At 42.4% G+C, this 24790-nt stretch carries 27 protein-coding genes and 1 tRNA gene; 24 read left to right on the forward strand and 4 right to left on the reverse strand.

The features are described 5' to 3' along the window. Position 1 precedes the first annotated feature (1 nt). The 3 genes from rlmB (at position 2) to HFM85_RS14295 (ending at position 1798) form a co-directional block, all read left to right on the forward strand. Positions 2-727, forward strand: a complete 726-nt coding sequence (gene rlmB / locus HFM85_RS14285) for a 23S rRNA (guanosine(2251)-2'-O)-methyltransferase RlmB (RefSeq protein WP_173739009.1) — start codon at positions 2-4, stop codon at positions 725-727. A gap of 32 nt (positions 728-759) precedes the next feature. Continuing rightward, entirely contained in the window at positions 760-1344 is a 585-nt protein-coding gene (gene sigH, locus HFM85_RS14290; RefSeq protein WP_173738973.1) for an RNA polymerase sporulation sigma factor SigH, read from the forward strand. An 88-nt stretch (positions 1345-1432) separates the two neighbouring features. Further along, complete coding sequence (locus HFM85_RS14295; protein ID WP_173738974.1) at positions 1433-1798, forward strand: hypothetical protein; 366 nt, start codon at positions 1433-1435, stop codon at positions 1796-1798. 82 nt (positions 1799-1880) lie between these two features. On the opposite strand, the gene HFM85_RS14300 is transcribed toward HFM85_RS14295, so the two are convergent. Both HFM85_RS14300 and HFM85_RS14305 read right to left on the reverse strand, forming a co-directional pair. After that, a tRNA-Thr gene (locus HFM85_RS14300) sits at positions 1881-1953 on the reverse strand. Between the two features lie 195 nt (positions 1954-2148). After that, entirely contained in the window at positions 2149-2862 is a 714-nt protein-coding gene (locus HFM85_RS14305; protein ID WP_173738975.1) for a hypothetical protein, read from the reverse strand. A gap of 211 nt (positions 2863-3073) precedes the next feature. Here HFM85_RS14305 and HFM85_RS14310 point away from each other — a divergent pair, with 211 nt between their 5' ends. From HFM85_RS14310 to HFM85_RS14345, 8 genes are all read left to right on the forward strand, one after another. Beyond that, positions 3074-4741 carry a glutamine--tRNA ligase/YqeY domain fusion protein gene (locus HFM85_RS14310; RefSeq protein WP_173738976.1) on the forward strand — a complete coding sequence of 556 codons (1668 nt, stop codon included), beginning with the start codon at positions 3074-3076 and terminating at the stop codon, positions 4739-4741. A gap of 121 nt (positions 4742-4862) precedes the next feature. Next, positions 4863-5468: a Maf family protein gene (locus HFM85_RS14315; RefSeq protein ID WP_173738977.1), complete on the forward strand. Its 606-nt coding sequence runs from the start codon at positions 4863-4865 to the stop codon at positions 5466-5468. Between the two features lie 4 nt (positions 5469-5472). Beyond that, entirely contained in the window at positions 5473-6138 is a 666-nt protein-coding gene (locus tag HFM85_RS14320; protein ID WP_173738978.1) for an HAD family hydrolase, read from the forward strand. After that, on the forward strand, positions 6131-6934 hold the full coding sequence (locus tag HFM85_RS14325) for an HAD family hydrolase (RefSeq protein ID WP_173738979.1): 804 nt from the start codon (positions 6131-6133) through the stop codon (positions 6932-6934). The genes HFM85_RS14320 and HFM85_RS14325 overlap by 8 nt, the downstream gene beginning before the upstream one ends. A gap of 1 nt (position 6935) precedes the next feature. After that, positions 6936-7193 carry a glyoxalase gene (locus tag HFM85_RS14330; protein WP_173738980.1) on the forward strand — a complete coding sequence of 86 codons (258 nt, stop codon included), beginning with the start codon at positions 6936-6938 and terminating at the stop codon, positions 7191-7193. Positions 7194-7323: 130 nt separating this feature from the next. Next, positions 7324-10092: a choice-of-anchor D domain-containing protein gene (locus HFM85_RS14335; RefSeq protein WP_173738981.1), complete on the forward strand. Its 2769-nt coding sequence runs from the start codon at positions 7324-7326 to the stop codon at positions 10090-10092. Between the two features lie 225 nt (positions 10093-10317). After that, complete coding sequence (htpG, locus tag HFM85_RS14340) at positions 10318-12369, forward strand: molecular chaperone HtpG (protein ID WP_173738982.1); 2052 nt, start codon at positions 10318-10320, stop codon at positions 12367-12369. Positions 12370-12667: 298 nt separating this feature from the next. Continuing rightward, positions 12668-13006 (forward strand): sporulation initiation factor Spo0A C-terminal domain-containing protein, encoded by a 339-nt coding sequence (locus tag HFM85_RS14345; RefSeq protein WP_173738983.1) that lies wholly within the window; start codon positions 12668-12670, stop codon positions 13004-13006. Here HFM85_RS14345 and HFM85_RS14350 read toward each other — a convergent pair whose 3' ends face one another. Then, entirely contained in the window at positions 13007-13510 is a 504-nt protein-coding gene (locus tag HFM85_RS14350; protein ID WP_173738984.1) for a DUF5721 family protein, read from the reverse strand. It lies immediately after the preceding gene. A gap of 159 nt (positions 13511-13669) precedes the next feature. Between HFM85_RS14350 and HFM85_RS14355 the strand changes: the two genes are divergently transcribed. After that, positions 13670-14509 (forward strand): DegV family protein, encoded by an 840-nt coding sequence (locus HFM85_RS14355; protein WP_173738985.1) that lies wholly within the window; start codon positions 13670-13672, stop codon positions 14507-14509. A gap of 81 nt (positions 14510-14590) precedes the next feature. After that, positions 14591-14845 carry a hypothetical protein gene (locus tag HFM85_RS14360; RefSeq protein ID WP_173738986.1) on the forward strand — a complete coding sequence of 85 codons (255 nt, stop codon included), beginning with the start codon at positions 14591-14593 and terminating at the stop codon, positions 14843-14845. Between the two features lie 277 nt (positions 14846-15122). Here HFM85_RS14360 and HFM85_RS14365 read toward each other — a convergent pair whose 3' ends face one another. Beyond that, positions 15123-15323 carry a cold-shock protein gene (locus HFM85_RS14365; RefSeq protein WP_015525894.1) on the reverse strand — a complete coding sequence of 67 codons (201 nt, stop codon included), beginning with the start codon at positions 15321-15323 and terminating at the stop codon, positions 15123-15125. Positions 15324-15636: 313 nt separating this feature from the next. Between HFM85_RS14365 and HFM85_RS14370 the strand changes: the two genes are divergently transcribed. The 11 genes from HFM85_RS14370 to purE all read left to right on the forward strand — a co-directional run bounded on the left by HFM85_RS14370 (position 15637) and on the right by purE (position 24780). Beyond that, positions 15637-16929, forward strand: a complete 1293-nt coding sequence (locus HFM85_RS14370) for a dihydroorotase (protein WP_173738987.1) — start codon at positions 15637-15639, stop codon at positions 16927-16929. Positions 16930-16931: 2 nt separating this feature from the next. Continuing rightward, positions 16932-17858 (forward strand): orotidine-5'-phosphate decarboxylase, encoded by a 927-nt coding sequence (pyrF, locus tag HFM85_RS14375; RefSeq protein WP_173738988.1) that lies wholly within the window; start codon positions 16932-16934, stop codon positions 17856-17858. 15 nt (positions 17859-17873) lie between these two features. Beyond that, positions 17874-18668 (forward strand): dihydroorotate dehydrogenase electron transfer subunit, encoded by a 795-nt coding sequence (locus tag HFM85_RS14380; RefSeq protein WP_173738989.1) that lies wholly within the window; start codon positions 17874-17876, stop codon positions 18666-18668. Beyond that, positions 18665-19570, forward strand: coding sequence for a dihydroorotate dehydrogenase (locus HFM85_RS14385; protein WP_330594922.1), 906 nt, complete (start codon positions 18665-18667; stop codon positions 19568-19570). The genes HFM85_RS14380 and HFM85_RS14385 overlap by 4 nt, the downstream gene beginning before the upstream one ends. A 144-nt stretch (positions 19571-19714) precedes the next feature. Beyond that, the gene (gene pyrE / locus HFM85_RS14390; protein WP_173738990.1) at positions 19715-20389 is read left to right on the forward strand and encodes an orotate phosphoribosyltransferase; all 675 of its coding nucleotides are present in this window, start codon (positions 19715-19717) and stop codon (positions 20387-20389) included. Between the two features lie 77 nt (positions 20390-20466). Continuing rightward, positions 20467-20619: a hypothetical protein gene (locus HFM85_RS14395; protein ID WP_173738991.1), complete on the forward strand. Its 153-nt coding sequence runs from the start codon at positions 20467-20469 to the stop codon at positions 20617-20619. Positions 20620-20685: 66 nt separating this feature from the next. Next, positions 20686-21159, forward strand: coding sequence for a VanZ family protein (locus HFM85_RS14400; protein ID WP_173738992.1), 474 nt, complete (start codon positions 20686-20688; stop codon positions 21157-21159). Then, positions 21143-21457, forward strand: a complete 315-nt coding sequence (locus tag HFM85_RS14405; RefSeq protein WP_119240343.1) for a hypothetical protein — start codon at positions 21143-21145, stop codon at positions 21455-21457. Before HFM85_RS14400 ends, HFM85_RS14405 begins: the two co-directional genes overlap by 17 nt. Positions 21458-21461: 4 nt before the next feature. After that, on the forward strand, positions 21462-22064 hold the full coding sequence (locus tag HFM85_RS14410) for an HD domain-containing protein (protein ID WP_173738993.1): 603 nt from the start codon (positions 21462-21464) through the stop codon (positions 22062-22064). Beyond that, positions 22051-24138, forward strand: a complete 2088-nt coding sequence (locus HFM85_RS14415; RefSeq protein WP_243873899.1) for an aminopeptidase — start codon at positions 22051-22053, stop codon at positions 24136-24138. Before HFM85_RS14410 ends, HFM85_RS14415 begins: the two co-directional genes overlap by 14 nt. A gap of 135 nt (positions 24139-24273) precedes the next feature. After that, positions 24274-24780, forward strand: coding sequence for a 5-(carboxyamino)imidazole ribonucleotide mutase (gene purE, locus HFM85_RS14420; RefSeq protein WP_173738994.1), 507 nt, complete (start codon positions 24274-24276; stop codon positions 24778-24780). Positions 24781-24790: the final 10 nt, after the last annotated feature.

Here is a 24790-nt window from a genome sequence, read left to right on the forward strand (position 1 = left end):
GATGATAGAAGGAAGAAATGCGGTTCTTGAGGCATTTCGTTCCGGTAAATGTGTAGATAAACTTTTTATACTGGATGGATGCCAGGATGGTCCGGTGCGTACTATCGCAAGAGAGGCCAGAAAGCATGATACGATTGTGAAATTTGTTCCAAAGGAACGTCTGGATTCCATGAGTGAGACTGGTGCACATCAGGGAGTGATCGCTCAGGTAGCAGCTTATGATTATTCCACAGTAGAGGATATCTTGAAGAAAGCAGAAGATAAGGGAGAGGCTCCTTTTATCATTCTTCTTGATAATATCGAAGATCCTCATAATCTTGGAGCTATCATCAGAACTGCCAATCTTGCAGGAGCTCATGGCGTGATCATCCCGAAACACAGAGCTGTAGGTCTGACAGCTACAGTAGCGAAGACTTCTGCAGGTGCATTGAATTATACACCGGTAGCCAAAGTAGCCAATCTTGGACAGACCATTGATGAGCTGAAGGAAAAAGGCATCTGGTTCGTTTGTGCAGATATGGATGGTGAAGTGATGTACAGACAGAATCTGACAGGTCCGATCGGTCTTGTGATCGGAAACGAAGGAAACGGCGTCAGCCGTCTTGTGAAAGAAAAATGTGACTTTACAACTGCGATCCCGATGAATGGAGATATCGATTCCCTGAACGCTTCCGTAGCTGCAGGAGTCCTTGCTTTTGAGATCGTAAGACAGAGAATGTCAAAATAAGCATATAACAGCAGAAGCTGTGCGGAGAAAAAATGTGCCGATATAATGAAACAGCGGATGAAACACTGATCAGAAGGCTTCGGGCCGGGGAATCCGCTATTGCAGATTATCTTATGGAAAAGTACAAAGGACTGGTCAAAAAAAAGGCCCGTGCCATGTTCCTCATAGGAGGAGATACCGATGATCTGATCCAGGAAGGTATGATCGGACTGTTTAAGGCAGTGCGTGATTACCAGCCGGACAGGGAGGCTTCTTTTCAGTCCTTTGCTAATTTGTGCATTGACAGGCAGATTTACAGTGCAATCAAAAGTTCCAACCGCCAGAAGCATCAGCCGTTGAACACATATGTATCATTGAGCAGCAGTGAAACAGAAGAAGATCTCAGAGATACTTATGCAGAGCATGATAATCCGGAGTCGATCCTTATTGACAGAGAGAATGTAAGTGCTTTGGAGAATGAGATGGAAAAGAGTTTAAGCTCTCTAGAAAACCGGGTGCTGCATCTGTATCTGGAAGGAAATAGCTACATTGAAATCGCAGAGATCCTGGGGAAAACACCTAAATCTATTGACAATGCACTGCGCAGAATCCGTAAAAAAATAAAAAAATATTTCTGAATAATTCTTCTTGATTCTCTTTCATTTTGAGAATAAAAGTATTACAATAAAGGGTAAAAGAAGCGGAAAAAGAAAGGAGACCAAGACCATGGCAAAGATCAATAAATATTGGGGACTGGTTGCTGTAGGCGCACTGACAGCTGCGGCAGCAGGTGCAGTTGTAGCACTTGTGACAAGAAAGAAAGCGTATGAAGAAGACTTCGAAGATGATTTCGATGATCTTGACGATTTTGAAGAAGACGACAAGAAAGAAGAAAAAGAAGAGAAAGAAGTTTTCCAGGACTGGGATAAGACAACATCTGAGACTGTAGATGCAGCGAAAGAAGAAACATCGGTTGAGGATAAAGCTGAGGAGGATTCCGAGGAAGGATCTGAGACAGAGGAATCTTTAGAAGAAGCAGCAGAGACGGAAACTGCTGAGAACGGAGACGAGACAGACAACACAGAGGAATAAAAAAAGAAATCCCACAGAAATTACCGATAAAAGCGGATTGATTCTGTGGGATGTTTTTTTAGAGCATTTAACCAAAAAATAAAGCTGCTGACGGGAATCGAACCCGTGACCTCCGCCTTACCAAGGCGACGCTCTACCGACTGAGCCACAGCAGCTTGTTTTGCGATGTTTGCACCGCTCACAGTTGTTTATATTATCAGATGAAAGGCATATTGTCAACAGTTTATTTTGAAAAAAATTCATCAGGTATTAGGCTGCTAAGTATTATGTGAAATATAGGATAATTAAAAAGATACCGCAAGAGCATCTGTAATGATGTTTTGCGGTATCTTTTGAGAAATAAACAGTTGTTATTTGAAAACAATCTGGGTTTCAACGCAAGCGTTTGTTTTCTGATTGCGTGTATAAATGGATAAAATATAATTTCCCTTTCCACCTGTTGCACGTACTTTAGCAGAAGTAAATTTGCCGGCATGCTTGTAATCACCGTAAGCGGCATAAAAAGATTTAGTAACAAATCCTTTTTTATCTTTTATCTGGACACGATCAACAATCCAACCTTTTTTAGGAGTTAATTTGAAGGTCTGGGTTTTTTTGGAGTAGGCATTATAACTCATATAAATTTTATCAGTTTTATTAAATCTGCTTCCGGAAATACGGGTATTTCCAAGTTTTGAAGAAGAAACCGGGTTCTGATAATTTAAAATAATAAATGGATATTTATCAATTTCCTTAAATGTTGTTTTGTAGGAATCATAGCTGTTCAGGTATGTGGTGGTAACTGTTGTTTTTCCGGCTTTTGTTGGATAGAAAGAATACCAGTAGTAACCATAAAGATCTTTTCGGGTAGTTTTTACTTTTCCGATTTTTTTGTTATAGGCGAATTTGACTTTCTGTTTCGGGTGAAAAGAGCCGACCATTTTGCTGCAGCCAATACGAGGCTGAAGATAGACATATTCTTTTGCCATTGTTTCAGTGACAGTCTTCGCAGACACCGGAACAGCAGATAAAACTACTACCAGAGCTACAATAAGTGTCAGAAATTTTTTGAAGTGCTTTTTCATAACTTTTTCCTCCTTAGAATGTATGAAATTTAATACATATTTATTATATTCCTGCGATATAGTAGTGTCAATAATGTACGATCATGACAAAACATGAGTAAAAATGTAAAAACATAAGAAAACTTTTAATTAAATACAGTTTTTGTGGGTTTCAAAAACTCAAAATTTATGATAAGATAAAACATCAGGATGATATTTAGGAGGGAGATCAATGGACAACGAGACAGTTTCCAAGAATTTTATTGAGAATATTATAGACAAAGATCTTGCAGAAGGTGTGTACGACACTGTGCATACACGTTTTCCGCCGGAGCCGAACGGCTATCTTCATATCGGACATGCGAAATCCATACTTTTAAACTATGGACTGGCTCAGAAATACAACGGAAAATTCAATCTTCGTTTTGATGATACCAATCCTACAAAAGAGAAATCAGAATTTGTAGAATCCATCAAGGCTGATGTGAAATGGCTCGGAGCAGACTGGGAAGACAGACTTTTCTTTGCATCTGACTATTTTGACCAGATGTATGAAGCGGCTGTGAAGCTTATTAAGAAGGGTAAGGCTTTTGTATGTGACCTGACAGCAGATCAGATCCGTGAATACAGAGGAACCCTTACAGAACCAGGTAAAGAGAGCCCGTACAGAAACCGTACAGTAGAGGAGAACCTCCAGCTCTTTGAAGAGATGCGCGAAGGTAAATACGGCGATGGAGAGAAAGTTCTCCGTGCGAAGATTGATATGGCGTCACCGAATATGAATATGCGTGATCCGGTTATCTATCGTGTGGCACGTATGACACACCATAATACAGGTGATAAATGGTGTATCTACCCGATGTACGATTTTGCTCATCCGATCGAGGATGCTATTGAAGGCGTAACACATTCTATCTGTACACTGGAGTTTGAGGATCACAGACCGCTTTATGACTGGGTTGTAAAAGAACTGGAGTATCCGCATCCACCGAAACAGATTGAGTTTGCGAAGCTTTATCTGACCAATGTTGTTACCGGTAAACGCTATATCAAAAAACTTGTGGAGGACGGCATCGTAGATGGCTGGGATGACCCGAGACTGGTTTCCATCGCTGCACTTCGTCGACGTGGATTTACACCGGAATCCATCCGTAAATTCGTAGAACTCTGCGGTGTTTCCAAGGCTAACAGCTCTGTTGATTATGCAATGCTTGAGTACTGCATCCGTGAGGATCTGAAGCTGAAACGTCCGCGTATGATGGCAATTCTTGATCCGATCAAGCTTGTGATCGATAACTATCCGGAAGGACAGGTAGAGTATCTGGAAGCCCCGAACAACATGGAGAATGAAGAACTGGGTACCAGAAAGATTCCTTTCAGCGGAGAGCTTTATATCGAGCGTGATGATTTCATGGCTGAGCCGCCTAAGAAATATAAACGTCTTTACATTGGAAATGAAGTGCGTCTGATGAATGCATATTTCGTGACCTGTACAGGATATGAGGCAGACGATGACGGAACGATCCGTGTGGTACACTGCACATATGATCCTGAAACCAAGGGTGGAAATGCTCAGGATGGCCGTAAGGTAAAAGGAACCATTCACTGGGTAGAAGCATCCAATGCAGGTAAAGTTGAGGTGAGACTTTACGAGAACATCGTAGATGAGGAAAAAGGTGTTTACAATAAGGAAGACGGATCTCTCAATGTAAATCCGAATTCCCTCATTGTAACAAGTGCTTACGTAGAGCCGGAACTTCTCAAAGCAAAAGGCTATGACAGCTATCAATTCGTCCGCAACGGATTCTTCTGTGCAGACATTCACGATTCCCGGGAAGGTGCACCGGTATTTAACCGTATCGTTTCCCTGAAGAGTTCTTTCAAACTGCCGAAAGCCTGAGAAAACAAATAAAGATTAACAGATACGCCGGGATGTATATTTCCCGGTGTATTTTTTTGCCGGTTGCACCTCTCCCGGAAAAAGGTTATACTGGTAACACAGGAAAGAGAGGAACACATAGATGAAAAAAATCGTACTTGCTTCCGCATCTCCGCGGAGACGGGAACTTTTAAGTCAGGTCGGCGTAACATTTGAAGTGATGCCAGCTGATGGCGAAGAACGAATCACCAGCACAGAACCTTCAAAAGTCGTGGAGGAGCTTTCCTATCAGAAAGCTATGTTCACAGCCAAAGCTCTGGAAAAGCAGAATGGTCATGTGCCGGAGGGTTTTGCAGTGATCGGTGCCGATACCATTGTATCCTATGAAGGCAGAATTTTAGGAAAGCCTTCCGGCAAAGAAGATGCAGTCCAGATGCTCCGTATGCTTCAGGGAAATACACATCAGGTTTATACAGGCGTTACGATACTGGCAGAAGAAAACGGCAGCTGGAAGTCCCTTACATTTTTTGAATGTACAGATGTGATTTTTTACCCGGCAACAGATGAGGAGATCACAGCATACGTAGAAAGCGGAGATCCTATGGATAAAGCAGGAAGCTACGGTATTCAAGGGGCCTGGGGAGCCTATGTGAAAGGAATCCGGGGAGACTACAACAATGTGGTAGGCCTGCCTGTGGCAAGACTGATCTACGAGACGAAAAAAAACGGAATAAACCTGAAAGGATGAAAAAATGATAAAAGCGTGTATATTTGACCTGGACGGAACACTTGCAGATACACTGGAATCCATGGCTTATGTAGCTAATGAGATCATGGAAAAATTCTCACTGAAACCTCAGCCGACAGATAATTTCCGGTATTATAGCGGCGAAGGTGCAGACATGCTGATCAAAAGATGTCTTATTGATGCTGGTGATCCGGAGCTCATTCATTATGAAGAAGTAAGAGAGCTCTATCGAAAAAAATTCGACGAGGATCCTTTATATAAGGTGGTTCCATACAAGGATATGCCTGAGACAGTTGAGGAACTGAAAGCAAAGGGAATGAAGCTGGCAGTCTGCTCCAACAAGCCGCATATTGCCGCACGGAAAGTAGTGAAGGCTATGTATGGGGACATTTTTGACGAAGTTATGGGACAGCAGGAAGGAATCCGCAGAAAACCGGCACCGGACGGCCCTTTAAAGATTGCGGAAAATTTCGGGGTAAAACCAGAAGAATGTATGTACATCGGGGACACCAAGACAGATATGAAGACAGGTAAGGCGGCGGGCATGTATACAGTTGGCGCACTCTGGGGATTTCGTGACAGAGCGGAACTGGAAGGAAACGGCGCAGATGTAATTGCCGGTGGCCCGAAGGATCTGCTTTCTGTATATAAGGAGAAGAATCATGATTAAGATGGTGTCCAGTGATCTGGACGGAACCCTTCTTACAGGCGGCAGCCAGACGATTCCGGAGGAGATTTTTTCCCTGATAAAAGAACTGAAAGATATGGGGATTCTTTTTGTGGCAGCCAGCGGAAGACAGTATGCCAATATGCGGAATCTTTTTTTACCGGTAAGGGATGATATGGCATTTATCAGTGAAAACGGCGGTCTTGCAATTCAAAATGAGAAGCTTCTTTATTGCGACAGCTTTGATAAAGATCTTGTAATGGAGATCATTGAGGCAATCCATGAGAAAAAAGACGCTGAGTTTTCCTGCTCTACAAAAGATTTTTATTATATCATGCCAAAAACAGAGCATTACCGTCATCTGATGGTGGAAGAAGTAAAAAATCAGTGCAGGATCATAGAAAGCCTGGATGAGATCACAGACCCCTGTATGAAGGTGGCAGTTTATGAACGCAATGGAATGACAGAAGAGTCTATCCGTTACTGGAGAGAACGGTTCGGGGATCGCTGTACAGTTGTTACATCGGGATTTGCGTGGGTGGATTTTATCCCGTTTACTACCAACAAGGCTAAGGGAATCCGGAAATACCAGGAAATTTTTGGAATCGGACCGGAGGAATGTGTGGCCTTTGGTGACGAATACAATGATATTGAAATGATGAAATCTGTGAAATACAGCTTTGCCATGAAGCATGCGAAACAGGGTGTACGTGAGGCGGCAGCCTACGAGACAGAAGAAGTTGCGCCGGTGCTTCGAAAACTGATACAGGCAGGCGGAAATATAAAGGAGATATTTTGATATGTACAAGAAAGAATATGTTGAGACATTTCTGAAAAACCAAGGCCGGCTTTTTGATGAGTCGGTAGCAGATGATTTTGAGGAGGCAGAGGCATTCCTGGAGGACTGTATGGCTGTTGTTCTGGATTCCCTTAAAGATGTAAAAAAATACTTGGACGGAATGGGAGCTGACGTGGAGGGGCTTTCCTTTAAAGAGCTTGAGGAAGAGAGCGAAGTATTCAAACTTCCGGATGGTAAATATCTTATTGTGGAAGGCTGACTAATCCTTCGTAAAGCGTGAATTACATTGCAGAAAATTAAATATGATAAACTTGCATCAGCAAACAGAGAGCTCTGCGTATGAATTAGAGATACGGGGAGAAAAAAATTGATGTAAAGGAGGAAGGAATATGAGGAAAAACAGAGTACTGGCAATTGTGATGGCTGTGCTTATGGTGATGACTCTGATTCCGTCTGTGGTGTTTGCGTCAGCAGCTCCGTCAGGAGCTTTGGATGGAACACTTAAGATCAAGGGGAGCGCAGCTGTTGGAACAACATTAAGCGCCGATTATTCAAAAGTGAAACCGGAGGGGATCACAGATGATCTTGTAGATTTTTCATGGTCACTGAAAGATGGAGATCTTCTTACAGAGGTCAGCACAGATAAGAGCTATAAGATTGATGAGACCGCAGTTGGACTTCCGATTGTCCTTAAGATAACAGGAAAAGAGGATAAAGGAATCAGCGGAAGCCTTACAGCTGCAATATATGAGGTTTCTGAGACAGAGGAAGAAGCTAAGGCTTTTGCTGAGCGGAAGAAAGAAGAAGCCAAAGATTCCGGAAAAACGGAAAAAGCAGCAGATTCAGAAGACAGCAGTTCAGAAACAGATCCTGCAGACAGTGCTGATACAGAAGCTGCCGGTGAAACTTCCGGTGAGACCGAAGAAAACAGCGGATCCCAGAATGACAGCAGTGAGGAAGCTGGCACAGATTCCCAGGAATTTTCTTATTCCGCAGAAATAACTACAGAAGATGGAAGCGGTATTCTGGATTTTGGCTCTGCAGAAGAGGGATATACAGTAATTCCGGATGCGCAGTATGTTTCCATTAAGAATACCGGAACTGGTGAACTGAACTTCAAAAGCATGTCGCCGGATCATTTCATGGTGGCGGATATCAATGACCAGCCACTGAAAGCCGGGGAGACCACAACTGCATGGGTAGTACCAAGAGAGGGACTTTCTGTCGGAGAATACAAAGATACTATTACTTATGAAACAGAAGAAGGAGTAAATATATCTTTTGAAGCTGATTTCACAGTAAAAGAGGCTCAGAACGCAGATCCGGGAGAAATACCGGATTCCGGAAAAGATCAGGAAAAAACATATAAGCTCAGTGTGGCAGATGATAATTCAGAGCTTACTTTTGATACCCTGACAGAAGGATATGAGGAACTGGAAACACGTACAGTTACCATTTGTAATGATGGATCAGAAAATGTAACACTTGTACAGCCGACAGCGGATCATTTTGATGTTACACCGGTAACTTCAGTGGAAACAGAGGGAAATATCCAGCTTGCATCCGGAGAAGAGCAGATGTTTACAATACAGCCGAAGAAGGGTCTTTCTGCTCAGAGCAATCCTTATGAAGATGAAATTGTTTTTTCTGTCGAAGAAGATGAAGCAGCCAGAGCAACAGTAACTGCCAGGGTGAGCGTAAAGGAAGCTGTTAAAGAGGAGCCATCTGTGAGTGTGGATCCTGCTGAATGGGATTTCGGCAGCCTGGAACAGGGATATGATACAGCTCCGGAGGCAAAGACGATCACTGTCACCAACACAGGCACTGTGGCTGTTCGTCTGGCACAGCCGACAGCTGTCAATTATGAAGTAGGAACGATCACGTCAGAAGTTATCAATCCTGATGAGAGTGCTTCATTTACAGTACAGCCGAAAACCGGCCTTTCCGCAAATCAATACAATGGCAGAATCAGTGTAAAAGATATTGATGGCAATACACTGACTTCGGTTTCTGTATCTTTTGCAGTGACAGAACCACAGCCTGTATACGATCTCTCCATCAGTCCGGAGAGCCTTGAATTTGGAACTTCTGAAGAAGGATACAAGAATGCACCGGCAGTGCAGACTGTTACAGTAACAAATACAGGAAATACCAGCATTACGCTGAAGCAGCCAGGGAGTGATTATTATATCATTGGAGAGCTTTCTGCATTGGAGCTTTCCGCAGGCAGCAGTGCAACATTTACCGTACAGCCTAAGAACGGACTTACTCAGGGTGAATATCTGGAAGATATCAGTGTTTTCAACAGTGGAAACGTAAGCTGCTATGTGAATGCTCATTTCAGCGTTTCCAAGAAAACAGTTACTGCCAATAATCTTACAGGAATCAAAAAGCCATCAGATATCAAGGATCTTCCTAATGGAACTGAGAAATCTCAGAAGGCACTGAAACTTCCATCAACAGTGAAGATCACAACAACAAAAGGTGAAACGAAAGCATCTGTAAAATGGGATGTAAAAGGTTGTTCTTACAACCCGTCTTCTGCTGACAGGCAGATTTTTAATGTCAAAGGTACTGTTATACTTCCGGATGGAGTGAAGAATCCGGATAATATCAGTACTGTTATTGCCGTGAGTGTCACAGTAAAAGCATACAAAGGTACTCAGGCCAAAGAAACAGAGAATAAGATCACAGGTATTGATGCCAATGGCAAGTATGATACAAACAGCAAGATCACATTTACAGCGGTTGGCGCAGGTATGGATAATGAAAGCCCGAAGAAGGGAGATACAAGATATCTGCCGGGAAGCTGGAAGATCACAGAAACACGTACCTGGGATGCAGCTCCGTATACTGCTACTTTCCGTGTAAGCAAAGCAGGACAGTATACTCTTGCTGTTACGTTTAAGCAGCAGAAATACAATGGCTCAAAATGGGAGAATACAGGAAGCGAATCTTCCAAAAAAGTTACTTTTAATGTATCACAGGCAGCTAGTGTGACTGCAACAATTACACCAAATCCTTCTGTTACCGGAACAAATAAGAAATCAGCAGTACAGACAGGAGATAGTACACCAATCGTTCCATTTGCGATCATTCTTGTAGCTGCAGCTGCGTGCATTGGCGGAATCCTTGTGTACCGAAAAAATAAAAAATAAAACAGATAACGGATAAACCAGCATCCCTGCATGAAAAATGCAGGGATGTTTTTGATATGTAGAACAGAAGATGTGAAAATTGTTGCTAGCACTCAAAATTGGCGAGTGCTAAATTTTGCTTGACTTTTGCAAAAAGTCGTATTAGTATATATTTATTAAAAAAACAGAAACAAGTTTCCGGTTCGCCGGAACATAAGGAATAAGAACAAAAGGAGAGTGACATACATGTCAGCAAAACATGGAAGTTTATCAATCAATAGTGAAAATATTTTCCCTATTATCAAGAAGTGGTTATATTCAGACCATGATATTTTTGTAAGGGAGATGATCTCAAACGGATGTGATGCGATCACCAAACTGAGAAAACTGGAAGTTATGGGTGATTACACATTCCCTGATGGTTACAAGCCAGCTGTCAATGTTATTGTAGATCCGGATCAGAAGACTCTGAAATTTATTGATAATGGTATCGGTATGACAGCAGATGAGGTAGAAGAATATATTACCCAGATCGCTTTTTCCGGTGCTACAGAGTTCCTTGAGAAATATAAGGATAAGACAACAGATGATCAGATGATCGGACATTTCGGACTTGGATTCTACTCTGCATTTATGGTAGCAGATGAAGTACACATTGATACACTTTCCTATAAAGAAGGCTCCGCACCGGTTCACTGGACCTGTGATGGCGGTACAGAGTACGAGATGGCAGATGGAAATAAGACAGTACCGGGGACTGAGATCACACTTTTCCTGAATGAAGAGAGCCTGGAGTTTGCCAATGAATACCGTATGAGAGAGGTTATTGAGAAATACTGTTCTTTTATGCCGGTAAACATCTACCTTTCCAAAGCTAATGCAGAGCAAGAATATGAGACAATTGATGAGGCAGATCTCCGTGAGGATGATGTGGTAGTTGAGCACATTCATGAGGAAGCTAAGACGGAGGAGCAAGAGAACGATAAAGGTGAGAAAGAAGTCGTAGAAGTATCTCCTGCAAAAGATAAAGTAAAGATCAATAAACGTCCGGTATCCTTAAGTGATACCAACCCGCTGTGGATGAAACATCCGAATGAATGTACAGATGAAGAGTATAAAGAATTTTACCGCAAGGTATTTATGGATTACAAAGAGCCGCTGTTCTGGATCCATCTGAACATGGATTATCCGTTTAACCTGAAAGGTATCCTGTATTTCCCGAAGATCAGAACAGAGTATGATTCCATTGAGGGAACTATCAAACTTTACAACAACCAGGTATTTATCGCAGATAATATCAAAGAAGTTATTCCGGAATTCCTGCTCCTTCTCAAAGGTGTGATCGACTGTCCGGATCTTCCACTGAATGTCTCCCGTTCTGCCCTGCAGAATGATGGTTTTGTAAGAAAAATCTCCGAGTATATTACCAAGAAAGTTGCGGATAAGCTTACTGGAATGTGCAAGACTGACAGAGAATCCTATGAGAAATACTGGGATGATATCAGCCCGTTCATTAAATTCGGATGCATCAAAGATGCTAAATTCGGAGAGAAGATGAATGATTATATTCTCTTTAAGAACCTGGATGGCAAATATCTCACTCTGAAAGACTGCATTGAAGAGAACAGGAAAGAAGAGATAAAAGAGGCAGAGAAAGAATCTGAGGAGAAGGCATCTGAGGAAAACAAGAAGGAGGAAGCTCCGAAGACAGTTATCTATTATGTGACAGATGAGGTTCAGCAGAGCCAGTATATCAATATGTTCCGGGAGGCAGGCAAGGATGCTGTGATCCTGAAACATGTGATCGATTCTCAGTTTATTTCTCATCTGGAACAGCAGGATCAGACTGTACAGTTCAAGAGAATTGATGCAGATCTGACAGAAGAACTTCGTGAGGACGGCGAGACAGATGAGACTACAGTTAAGACGTTGACAGATGTATTCCGCAAGAACCTCGGTAAAGATAAACTGGAAGTGAAAGTTGAGAAACTGAAAAACGAAGGAACTGCAGCGATGATCACTCTTCCGGAGGAGAGTCGCCGTATGCAGGATATGATGAAGATGTATAATATGTACGGAATGGATCCGAACATGTTCGGCGGACAGGAAGTACTGGTACTTAATGCTAATCATCCACTTGTAAAATTCGTAGCTGAGAATCAGGAATCCGAGCATGTTCCGGTGATCTGTGAGCAGCTTTATGATCTGGCTATGATGAGTCATAAACAGCTTTCACCAGAAGAAATGACAAAATTCGTCAAGAGAAGCAACGATATTCTGATGGTTCTTACAAAATAAAATGATTTTTTCGAAAGTCTCTTGTCCGGTGATGGACAAGAGGCTTTTTTATGTCGAAAAAAGCAGATATTTTTTATACAATATGCGTATCTTTAACACAATTTCTGCGATTTGATGTAATATACTGCGCATAACAGAAAAATAAGGGAATGAAATAAAATTTGTAGCATATCAGCCTTCGAATATTATCTTAAGTATATATATAAAATAAATTTTCAGAAGAAAGCGAAAAATATATATAAAAGTCGTATTATATATGAGGGAATATTCGAAAAAAAAGAAAAGCGGAGGAAAATGTATGAAAAAAATATACGGTTTAATAAGAAAGCTTGGTGCGAATTCAAAATATAAAGGGTATTTTTTTACAGCAGATGCCATTCGCATGACAATGACCTATCAGGAGAAACCTCTGCGGATCACAAAAGATATCTATCCGAATCTGGCTAAAAAGTATAAATCCACACCTACCAATGTAGAGCATGATATCCGTACACTGGTAAATGTCTGTTGGGAAGGAAATCGAAAGTTCCTGGAGGAGATAGCAGGATATTCACTGAACTACAAACCAACTAACAGTGAATTTATTGATATGCTGGCATATTATCTGCTTGAAATGGAAGAAAGTGAAAGCGCCTGATCAGAGCTGCTCAAAGAGTATCTGGTTCTGATCAAGGAAATGGAGGATCATGTCATCCCATAGCTGTTCCGGACGTTTATCCATAGAGAAAGTCCGGAGAGAAAGTCCGGTAGTACAAAGGAGACTATTGTTTTTGAACTGAAGGTTCAAAAATAAGCCGTCAATTTGTTCAGAAGAAATTCCCATATCTGTATTTCGCACTGCGGCTTCCACACCGCTTCGACTTAAATGAAGTACAATCTTGAAACTCAGCGGGGTGCGCTTCCCACGTATCACAGACCAGCAGAAAGGTCGGATATCCTTCCAAAGTGAGTGAGTCCGTCCATGTTCTGTGATTTTATTCAAACTGTCTGTATCAAAAAAATCTTTCAGAAGTCTGCCGTCAATACTAAAAGTATTAAAAGTAGTTATGGAGGCTTCCGTCAGACAGAATTTGTCAAAAACTTCTCCTATAAAAAGTTTGTTGGTAAAATCCCGGATATCGGTGATCTTCAGTGCCAGCATGTTACACTTCCTTTCGTTTGTAATCGCATGTAGGGATATTATAGCTCAGATAAAGAAAAAAGAATAGACTTTTTAAAAAACTCTTTTCAAATACGTGTTTATGTGATACCATAGATGTGGTATTAAATACTACATATAATGGAAAAGAGGACGATATAATTGAGTTATAAGATTACGATAGATAGCTGTGGAGAACTTTTGAATGAATGGAAAGAGGACGAGAGAGTAGAATCTGTACCGCTTACCTTGATGGTAGGCGATGAGAGTATCATAGATGATCAGACCTTTGATCAGAAGAGCTTTCTGAAAAAAGTTGCGGAGTGCCCGGAATGCCCGAAATCTGCATGTCCGTCTCCGGAATGCTATATGAAGGCATATGAGAATGAAGCAGAACATATTTATGCTGTGACTCTTTCTTCCGAGCTGAGTGGTTCCTATAACAGTGCAGTATTGGGGAAAAATCTGTATCTGGAAGAACATCCTGAAAAGAAGATACATGTTTTTAATTCCAAGTCAGCATCCGGTGGCGAGAGTCTGATCGCTATGAAGATCATTGAATGTGAGAATAAGGGACTTTCTTTTGAAGAGGTTATTAGTACAGTAGATGAATATATTGAAGAAATGAGCACTTTTTTTGTACTGGAGAATCTGGAAACCCTGCGTAAGAATGGCCGTCTCAGCAGAGTGAAGGCTCTGGTTGCCAGTGCATTAAAGATCAAACCTGTAATGGGATCCACACCAGAGGGGAATATCTGCCAGCTGGATCAGGCCAGAGGCATGAACAAGGCTATCGTCAAGATGGTAAATCACATTGGTGAGAAAGGAATCAATATCCAGTCCAAGACAGTTGCTATTACACACTGCAACTGTCCGGAGAGAGCAAGGATGCTGGAAGAAGCCATTCGTGAGAGACTGAACCCGGCCAATATCGTAGTGATGGATACTGCAGGCGTCAGCAGTATGTATGCCAACGATGGTGGAGTGATCGTAGCAGTATAATAACGTGAACTCTTTACTTTTCTTTTGGAAACAGATGTGCTATAATAGACGAAGTATTTGAACCGGCAAAGGAGAAAGACAATGAGCCAGAAGAAAGTTGATAAATATAAGAATAGCAAATCTACACGTACCAGTGCCATGAAGAAAGAACGTGCGGAGTTTGTTCTTGAGATGGCAGCATGGATTCTGATTGCAGCTTTATTTGTAGGATGGATTGGCTATTCTGCTTATACGAAGATCCAGGCTAAGGAGAACAGTGTTAAAGTAGATACAGTAATGGATACTTCTGCACTGACCGATTACATTTCCGGTCTGTCCACAGACAGTGCAGAATAACAGGATCGCCTGGAAAATAAGCAGCGGTCAGCGAAGAACAAATATAAGAAAATCCCCGGGGTGTTCAGAAATTATCCTCCAGAGAATGGTTTGTTTTTGGGGAGGATGGTTCAGCATTCCGGGGGATTTTTATATTTAATGCAGGGAATAATGTAAAGCGGCAATGGTAAAACAGCAGTAAATATCAGAACGGATCATATATTAAAAACGGGACTACTCATATGAGCAGTCCCGTTTGACTTATACGTTTCTTATGGTTATAGATTTATCTGATAAATTATAACTTTGTAACGTTAGCAGCCTGCATTCCGCGTGCGCCTTCTGTTAAGTCGTAGGATACAGCCTGTCCCTCCTCGAGAGATTTGAAGCCCTCACCGTTGATAGCGGAGAAGTGTACGAATACGTCCTGTCCGTCCTCACCTGTGATAAAACCATAACCTTTTTCTGCGTTGAACCATTTTACAGTTCCCTTGTTCATTTTGTGTTACCTCCATAGAAATAAAAAAGTTAAAATAGCCTTCTGATGATAATAAAAAATCACCAGATTTTACAGACTATATTCATGTAAATATAATCTCTAAAAACTAGTGATTTTACATTAAATATCTTGCCATGTTCTGATTATATAACCCGTGTTTTGAAATGTCAAGGAGAAAATTCCAACAATTTCCGCGCCCAAAAGCACTCAGAAATCCTTTGTAAAAAAATTCTTTATAAAAAGAGAATTTTCGTGTATGATATAATAGAATATATTATAAATACTACTATAAGAAGATGAGAGGAGAACATAAATGGGGATTCTGATTCAGGGAGGCCGGATCGTGGATGCGGCCACAGATACAGATAAAACAGGCGATATTTATCTGAAAGACGGAATCATCACGGAGATTGGACAGAAACTGAAGAAGAAAGACGGCGACATAGTAATCAATGCAAAGGGACTTTTGGTAATGCCGGGAATCATTGATCTTCATGTACATTTCCGTGATCCGGGACAGACACATAAGGAAGATATCATGAGCGGTTCTGCAGCAGCAGCCCGCGGTGGTGTGACAACCGTAGTTGCCATGCCCAATACAACTCCCACCATCGACAATCCGGACAGAGTAAATTATGTACATAACAAGGCTGCACAGGTATCAGGTATCCATGTACTTCAGGCCGGGGCTGCCACGAAAGGCGAGAAAGGAACAGAACTTGCAGACATCAAAGGAATGGCAGAGGCTGGAATTCCGGCTGTTTCCGAGGATGGAAAATCTGTAATGAATACAGCACTTTGTAAGGAAGCTATGAAGATTGCGGCGGAATGTGGTATTCCGTTTTTTGACCACTGCGAGGATATCGATCTCCGCGGTGATGGATGTATGAATGATGATGAGAATGCCAGAAGACTGGGACTTCCGGGAATCTGCAATGCAGTGGAAGATACTATCACAGCAAGGGATATCATTCTTGCGCTTGAAACAGGCGTACATCTTCACCTCTGCCACTGCTCCACATACGGAGATGCCCAGATGATGAAGTTCGTAAAAGAAAAAGGCTACGACAACATTACAGCAGAAGTATGCCCGCATCATTTTATTCTTTCTTCTGATGATATTAAGACAGATGATCCGAATTATAAGATGAATCCGCCTCTTCGTACACCGAAGGATGTGGAAGCGCTGAAACAGGGCCTTAAGGACGGTACGATCCAGGTGATCAGTACAGACCATGCACCGCACAGTGCCCAGGAGAAAACAGGATCCATGAAGAACACACCATTTGGCATCGTGGGAATTGAGACAAGCCTTCCGCTTACCTACACAGAGCTGGTTGAAAAAGACGTGATCACCCTAAAGCAGATGGTAGAGAAGATGTGCCTGAATCCTGCGAAGATCTTAGGTCTTGAAAGCGGTACTTTGCAGAAAGGTCATCCTGCAGATGTGATCATCGTAGACACAGAGCATGAATATGCTATTGATAAGAAAAAATTTGTTTCTAAAGGACATAACACACCGTTTGACGGCTGGAAAGTAAAAGGAAAAGTTCTTTATACTATCTGTGACGGAAAAATTGTATTTAAAAACCAGGAGGAGAAATAATTATGATTAACAAACTGATCAGCAACATCCGAAAAACAAACGCACCAATCGTTGTAGGACTGGATCCTATGCTGAACTATATTCCGGAACATATCCAGAAGAAAGCTTTTGCAGAATTCGGTGAGACACTGGAAGGTGCAGCAGAGGCAATCTGGCAGTACAATAAGGGAATCGTAGATGCAACATATGATCTGATCCCGGCAGTAAAGCCGCAGATCGCAATGTATGAGCAGTTTGGAATCCCGGGACTGGTTGCATACAAGAAAACAGTAGATTACTGTAAGGCAAAAGATCTGGTAGTAATTGGAGATATCAAACGTGGTGATATCGGTTCCACATCTGCAGCTTATGCAGTAGGACATCTTGGCCATGTGCAGGTTGGCTCCAAGAAATATGCAGGTTTTGACGAAGATTTTGCAACAGTCAATCCATATCTTGGATCTGATGGTGTGAAACCTTTCATGGATATCTGCAAGGAAGAGAAGAAGGGTATCTTTGTACTGGTTAAGACATCCAACCCGTCAAGCGGTGAGTTTCAGGACCGCGAGATCGACGGTCGTCCGCTGTATGAGCTGGTTGGTGAAAAAGTTGCACAGTGGGGTGATGAGCTCATGGGTGACGGCTACAGCTATGTTGGCGCAGTTGTTGGAGCAACTTATCCGGAAATGGGTAAAGTATTAAGAAAGATCATGCCAAAAACATTTATCCTTGTTCCTGGATACGGTGCACAGGGCGGAAAAGGTGCAGATCTTGTTCATTTCTTCAATGAGGACGGACTTGGTGCTATCGTAAACTCCTCCAGAGGAATCATTGCTGCATACAAACAGGAAAAATATAAAGAATTTGGCGCAGAGAATTATGCAGATGCTTCCAGACAGGCTGTAAAAGACATGATCGCAGATATCAGCGGCGCATTGGAGAACAGATAAAACAGGAGGCATCATATGAGCACATCAGAAATCAAAAAAACAAAAAGATCCTGTAAGATCATCAGTCAGGAATGTATTGGAAAAGATATCTACAGTATGTGGCTGAATGCAGGTGAGATCGCGAAGAACGCAGTTCCGGGACAGTTTGTCTCTCTTTACAGCCGTGACGGAAGCAAGCTTCTTCCCAGGCCGATCAGTCTCTGTGAGATTGATAAGGAAGAAGAAAAGCTGAGACTGGTATACCGTGTTACAGGCAGGGGAACCGGTACAGAAGAATTTTCCGGACTTCATGCAGGGGTACCTATCGAGACACTTGGGCCTCTTGGAAACGGATTTCCGCTGGATGCAGTCAAAGGAAAAAAAGTATTTCTCATGGGCGGAGGAATCGGAATCCCGCCAATGCTTGAGACAGCGAAACAGCTGGATGCAGAGAAAACAATGGTTCTCGGGTACAGAGATGAGCTGTTTTTAAATAAAGAATTCGAAGCTTACGGTGACGTATATGTGGCAACAGAGGATGGATCTGCCGGAACAAAGGGAAATGTTATGGATGCGATCCGAGAGAATGGTCTTGAGGCAGATGCGATCTTTGCCTGCGGTCCTGCACCGATGCTCCGCGCAATCAAGGCTTATGCCCTTGAGAAAGGGATTCCGTGCTGGATTTCCATGGAAGAGCGAATGGCCTGCGGTGTAGGTGCATGTCTGGCCTGTGTGTGTAAGTCCAAAGACGTGGATTCTCACTCTCATGTACACAATAAGAGAGTCTGCAAGGACGGACCGGTATTTTTAAGCACGGAGGTAGAGTTATGAGCAAAATGAATGTAAATCTTGCCGGCGTAGAACTTAAAAATCCGGTGATGACAGCTTCCGGAACATTTGGTTCCGGAACGGAGTACAGTGAATTTGTAGATTTAAATAAACTTGGTGCAGTTGTAACAAAGGGCGTAGCCAATGTACCATGGCCGGGAAATCCAACACCAAGAGTAACAGAAACTGCTTCCGGGATGCTCAATGCCATCGGGCTTCAGAATCCGGGAATTGATGTTTTCTGTGAGAGGGACATTCCGTTTCTCAGGAAATATGATACAAAAATTATTGTCAATGTCTGCGGAAAATCCACAAAGGATTACTGCGAGGTTGTAGAACGTCTTGGAAATGAGCCGGTAGATATGCTGGAGATTAATGTTTCCTGTCCGAATGTTAAGGAAGGCGGAATCGCTTTCGGTCAGAATCCAAAAGCTCTTGAGGACATTACAAAAGAAGTAAAAAAATATGCAAAGCAGCCGGTGATCATGAAGCTGAGCCCAAATGTAACGGATATTACAGAGATGGCAAAAGCGGCAGAAGCCGGCGGTGCAGATGTTCTTTCTCTGATCAATACACTGACAGGTATGAAAATCGATATTAACAGACGTACTTTTGCCCTGGCGAATAAGACCGGTGGAATGTCCGGCCCGGCTGTAAAACCAGTAGCAGTCCGCATGGTATATCAGGTTGCCAATGCAGTATCTCTTCCGATCATCGGAATGGGTGGAATCGCAACTGCTGAGGATGCACTTGAATTTATCATGGCAGGGGCAACAGCAGTTTCTGTAGGAACAGCTAATTTTTTCAATCCTTATGCAACTGAGGAGATCGTGGAAGGAATCCAGACATTCCTTGAAAAACAGAATGTGGAAGATATCAATGAGCTGATCGGTGTTGTGAAATAATTGTGTGCTGTCAGCAGAATTGCAATTCTGTTACACATATGTTAGAATAAACCCGATATCAGTGATGTGCTTATGTTTATTATATAGCAGAACGGAATACAGATTCGCTCTGAAGCATATGAGAAAATATGGAGGATTATACAAATGGAACAGTATAAGCAGGAATTTATTGAATTTATGATCGACTGCAATGTCCTGAAATTTGGAGATTTTGTTACCAAGTCAGGAAGAAAGACCCCGTTTTTTGTAAATACAGGATTTTACCGTACAGGTGCACAGCTGCGTAAACTTGGCCAGTACTATGCAAAAGCAATCGAGAGCAAATTCGGTCTTGATTTTGATGTGCTTTTCGGACCGGCTTACAAGGGTATTCCCCTTTCTGTAGCAGCAACAATGGAGATCAGTGAGATGTATGGTAAGGATATCCGTTACTGCTCCAACCGTAAAGAAGTCAAGGATCACGGAGATAAGGGAATTCTTCTTGGAAGCCCGATTCAGGATGGAGATAAGGTTGTGATTATCGAGGATGTTACAACAGCCGGAACTTCCATTCAGGAGACACTTCCGATCATCAAGACACAGGGAGACGTAAATCCTATCGGTCTTGTTGTTTCTGTTGACCGTATGGAGCGCGGACAGGGAACCAAGAGTGCCCTGAAGGAGATTGAGGAGAAATATGGCCTTGAGACAACAGCTATCGTAACTATGGCTGAGGTTGTAGAGCATCTCTATAATAAAGAGTATAAAGGTCGTGTTGTGATCGATGACAAGCTGAAAGCTGCCATTGATGCATATTATGAGGAATATGGTGCAGAATAATAATGCACTATACAATGCCTATGTAATAAGAGAGCCGCGGATTCCGAATGTCCGCTTGAACTGGGAGGACACAGCTCATGAATGAAAAAATATATAAAACCATGGCGAGCAGCGGGGCAGGAAGCCTTGCACTTGGTATTGTCGTTCTGGTGACGGGGCTTGTCACAGGAATTCTGATGATCGTAAACGGTGCGAGACTGCTCAAAAGAAAATCAGACATATTGATATAAAGAGATAACTGAAAAGCCGCACGCAGCTTCGTGTGGCTTTTCGGATTATTTAAGCAGGGGAGACTATTGAATAAAGGGACAAAACGCAGGGTGAAAAAACTCGGCACAGTTTTTTTTGTACTGTATGTTCTTATCCTGGTATACCTTCTGTTCTTTTCGGAAGGATATGGACGGGTAGCACAGGCGGAGAGAGAATACCGTTATAATCTTGTCCCGTTTGTGGAAATAAGACGTTTCTGGACATACAGGGAACAACTGGGAATGTTTGCGCTTTTTACAAACATTTTCGGGAATGTGCTGGGATTTGTACCCTATGGATTCGTTCTTCCGGTGATTGCCAGAAGAATGAGAAACGGATTTTTTATCATTTTATCTGGATTCTGCATCAGCCTGAGTGTGGAGGTGATCCAGCTTATCACGAAGGTTGGATGTTTTGATGTGGATGATATGATACTGAATACTCTGGGCGCAGCACTGGGATATGGAATCTATGCAGTCTGCGAAATTTTTAGGAGAAAACATAATGGCAAGAAGATATAGATATGCATTTGCAAAAAAGAGAGAAGCGGCCAGGGGTAAGCTGTCAGTCGGCCTGGCAGCTGCTTCCTTCGGGCTATTTGCTGCGGCAGTGGTGCTTGAACTTTTTCTTGATGGAAAAATGGGCGGGCTTATCGGAGGTACAGGCTTTTTTGCAATGCTTCTTTCTGTATACGGCTTCGCAATGGGGCTTTCAAGTTTTTCAGAAGAAAACCGAAAACACAGAACCAGCATGATCGGGTCCATCTTAAACGGTGTGATCATGGTTATTTGGCTGGGACTTTTTTTATCAGGAGTATGATCAGATGGATGAAAAAGAACGTTTAAAAAAACAGCTTGATTTTATTCTGGAAGTAGATAAAGTCAAGAATATCTTTCGTCAGACATATCTTGCTGACGGAAACAGAAAAGAGAATGATGCGGAACATTCCTGGCATCTGGCACTGATGGCAGTGCTTTTGAAAGAATACTCCAATGAAGAGGTGGATCTTGGAAAAGTAATTCCTATGGTACTGACTCATGATCTTGTAGAGATCAACGCAGGAGATACCTATGCCTACGATGAAAAAGGTGCGCAGACAAAAGATGCAAGGGAGCGCAAGGCGGCAGAGCGGATTTACGGGCTTCTTCCGGAGGAACAGGGAACATGGCTTAAAGAACTCTGGGAGGAATTCGAGGCTTACGAAACACCGGAAGCGAAATTTGCCCATGTTCTGGACAACTGCCAGCCGCTTTTCCTTAATGATGCTTCTAACGGAAAGAGCTGGGAAGAACATCAGGTAAAAAAGAGCCAGATCTACAAGCGGAACAGGAAAACAGGAGAAGGTTCAGAAGCAATCTGGGAATATATGAAAGAACTGATCGACAAGCACATTGCCATGGGGCACGTGATCGATGATGAGAAATAAGATGGGAGATGAGAAATTGGACGAATGTATGAAAGAGCGTTATGAATTGGCGGAAACAAGAATCCGTGAGATCATAACGGAAAACACAGTAAAAGAGCCATTTGGAACTTTTTTCCGAAAAATGGCAGAGTTTCTTTCCATGGCAGCAGATGTGATGGATGAGGATGATGCAGAATTTTCCATCAAAGAGTTAAAGGAACGCAACTATCGGTTTTATAAAGATATCCTTCCGGAGAACTATGAGAACAGCTATGGCAATCCGGCTTATGCTGTAAAAAAGCTGGGAGATTGCGGAAAAGCATTCAGTTTTCTGTATGCGGAGCTTATGGGAGTAACGGCATATTCCCATGAAAAACGACTCTGGGATATGACTGTATCCATGGAATTGTTTCTGGAACTGTATTCTGCATTCTGTGAGGAGGAGCTTCCGGAAGCTTCTACAGTAGAAGGAATCTTACGTTCCTATGTAAATGATTACTGTCAGGATATGATGGAGCAGAGAATCCGTGAAGGCGTTGATCCAAAGATTGATTTTGCAGCAGATATTATCATGAATTCCGATCTTTCTGATCTCAGATATCTGTATAAATATGGAGAATATGTTTCAGAGAATGAGATCGGCGTGGCAGAATTCCTGAATTCTCTTTCCCAGGATGAGATTGACAAGATGGCATCTACTTATACAGAAGGATACAGGATCGGTTTTATCACGGGACGCAAGGATATCACGAAGAAAAAAACAGTAAACATCCGCTACAGTCTTGGGTTTGAGCGAATGGTAAAAGCTGCTATCATTCAGTTCAGGAAGATTGGACTGGATCCGGTGATCTACCGTCATGCAGTACATGCGGTAAATAAGAGAGGCTCTGTCCGTGTGGGATATACTGGCGGCGTGGCAAATCCTCAGTATGATTATGATCACCGTCAGGACAGTGCACTGTTTCTGGATGGAGATTTTGTGCAGCGCAAACTTCGTGCAATGCAGACATCCTACGAGAAATATAAAGATCTGGCCAATGTACATGGCGGTCCGGCCTGCATCGATACTTTCGGTGAAGCTCCGTTTTCACCGGTAAGCAAACCCGAAGCCTATACATTAAATGAAACACAGCAGAAACTGCAGACAGAACTGGATAATGAGTCAGGACAGATTGTAAACCGCTACATCAAAGGCGATGAGAGAAGTTTTACCATTATCGCATATCCTGTTCCTGAGATCGGCGGCAATTATGAAGAAATCTTCCGTGAGATCGTGAAGATCAATACACTGGATTATCATCTCTACCAGGAAATCCAGCAGACGATCATCAATACACTGGATACCTGTGAGTGGGTGGAGGTTAAGGGACGTGGAGATAATGACACAGATCTTCTGATCCATCTGCATGAGATTTCTGATCCGGAAAAACAGACAAATTTCGAGAATTGTGTAGCTGACGTGAACATTCCGGTAGGTGAAGTATTTACTTCTCCGCAGCTTGCAGGAACAGGCGGTATCCTTCATGTGAAAAAGGTATATCTCAACGGACTTCAGTTCCGTGACCTGAAGCTTGTTTTTGACTGTGGACAGGTAATTGATTATACCTGCTCCAATTTTAAGACAGAGGAAGAGAACAGAAAGTATATCGAGGATAATATCCTTCACCATCATCCGAAGATACCGATGGGTGAATTTGCCATCGGAACCAACACTACAGCTTATGTGGCTGCAATGAAATACGGAATTGCTGATAAGCTTCCGATTCTTATTGCAGAGAAGATGGGACCGCATTTTGCAGTGGGTGATACCTGCTATAGCTGGGCGGAAGACACACCTGTATATAATCCTGATGGAAAAGAGATCATTGCCAGGGATAATGAGATTTCTGAGATGCGTAAAGATGATGTAAGTCTTGCGTATTATGGATGTCATACAGATATTACCATTCCATATGATGAGCTTGGCAGCATCCGCGTGATCGATGATGAGGGCGAAATGATCTCCATTATTGAGAACGGAAGATTTGTGCTCCCTGGAACAGAGGAATTGAATAAGCCTTTTAATCATCTTCCATTAAATAAAAATATAAGTTAATTAGTAAATTTACAGTTTTCCCGTTCGTATTGACAGAAAATGAGATTGTACGTAGAATAACCATAACAGCCGCAGTCAGTAAAGCGGCAGACAACACACAAACGAATGTAAGATGTACCACGAAAGGAGAAAAACATGGCAAAAGTAGGAATTGTAATGGGTAGTGATTCAGATATGCCAGTTATGAGTAAAGCAGCAGATATTCTGGAGAAACTGGGAATTGATTATGAGATGAAGATCATTTCCGCACACAGAGAACCGGATGTATTTTTCGAGTATGCCAGAACAGCAGAAGAAAAAGGCTTCAAAGTAATCATTGCAGGCGCAGGAATGGCAGCTCATCTTCCGGGAATGTGCGCGGCAATCTTTCCAATGCCGGTCATCGGAATCCCGATGCATACCACATCACTGGGAGGAAGAGATTCCCTTTATTCCATCGTACAGATGCCAAGCGGTATCCCGGTTGCAACAGTAGCAATCAATGGCGGTGCCAATGCGGGACTCCTTGCAGCGAAGATCCTTGCAACTTCAGATGAAGAGCTTTTAGGCAGATTGAAAGCCTACAGCCAGGAGCTGAAAGAGCAGGTAGAGAAGAAGGACGCAAGACTTCAGGAAGTTGGATACAGGAATTATAATAAATAATAAACAAAAG

Source organism: Blautia schinkii (assembly GCF_013304825.1).
GTDB lineage: Bacteria > Bacillota > Clostridia > Lachnospirales > Lachnospiraceae > Blautia_A > Blautia_A schinkii_B.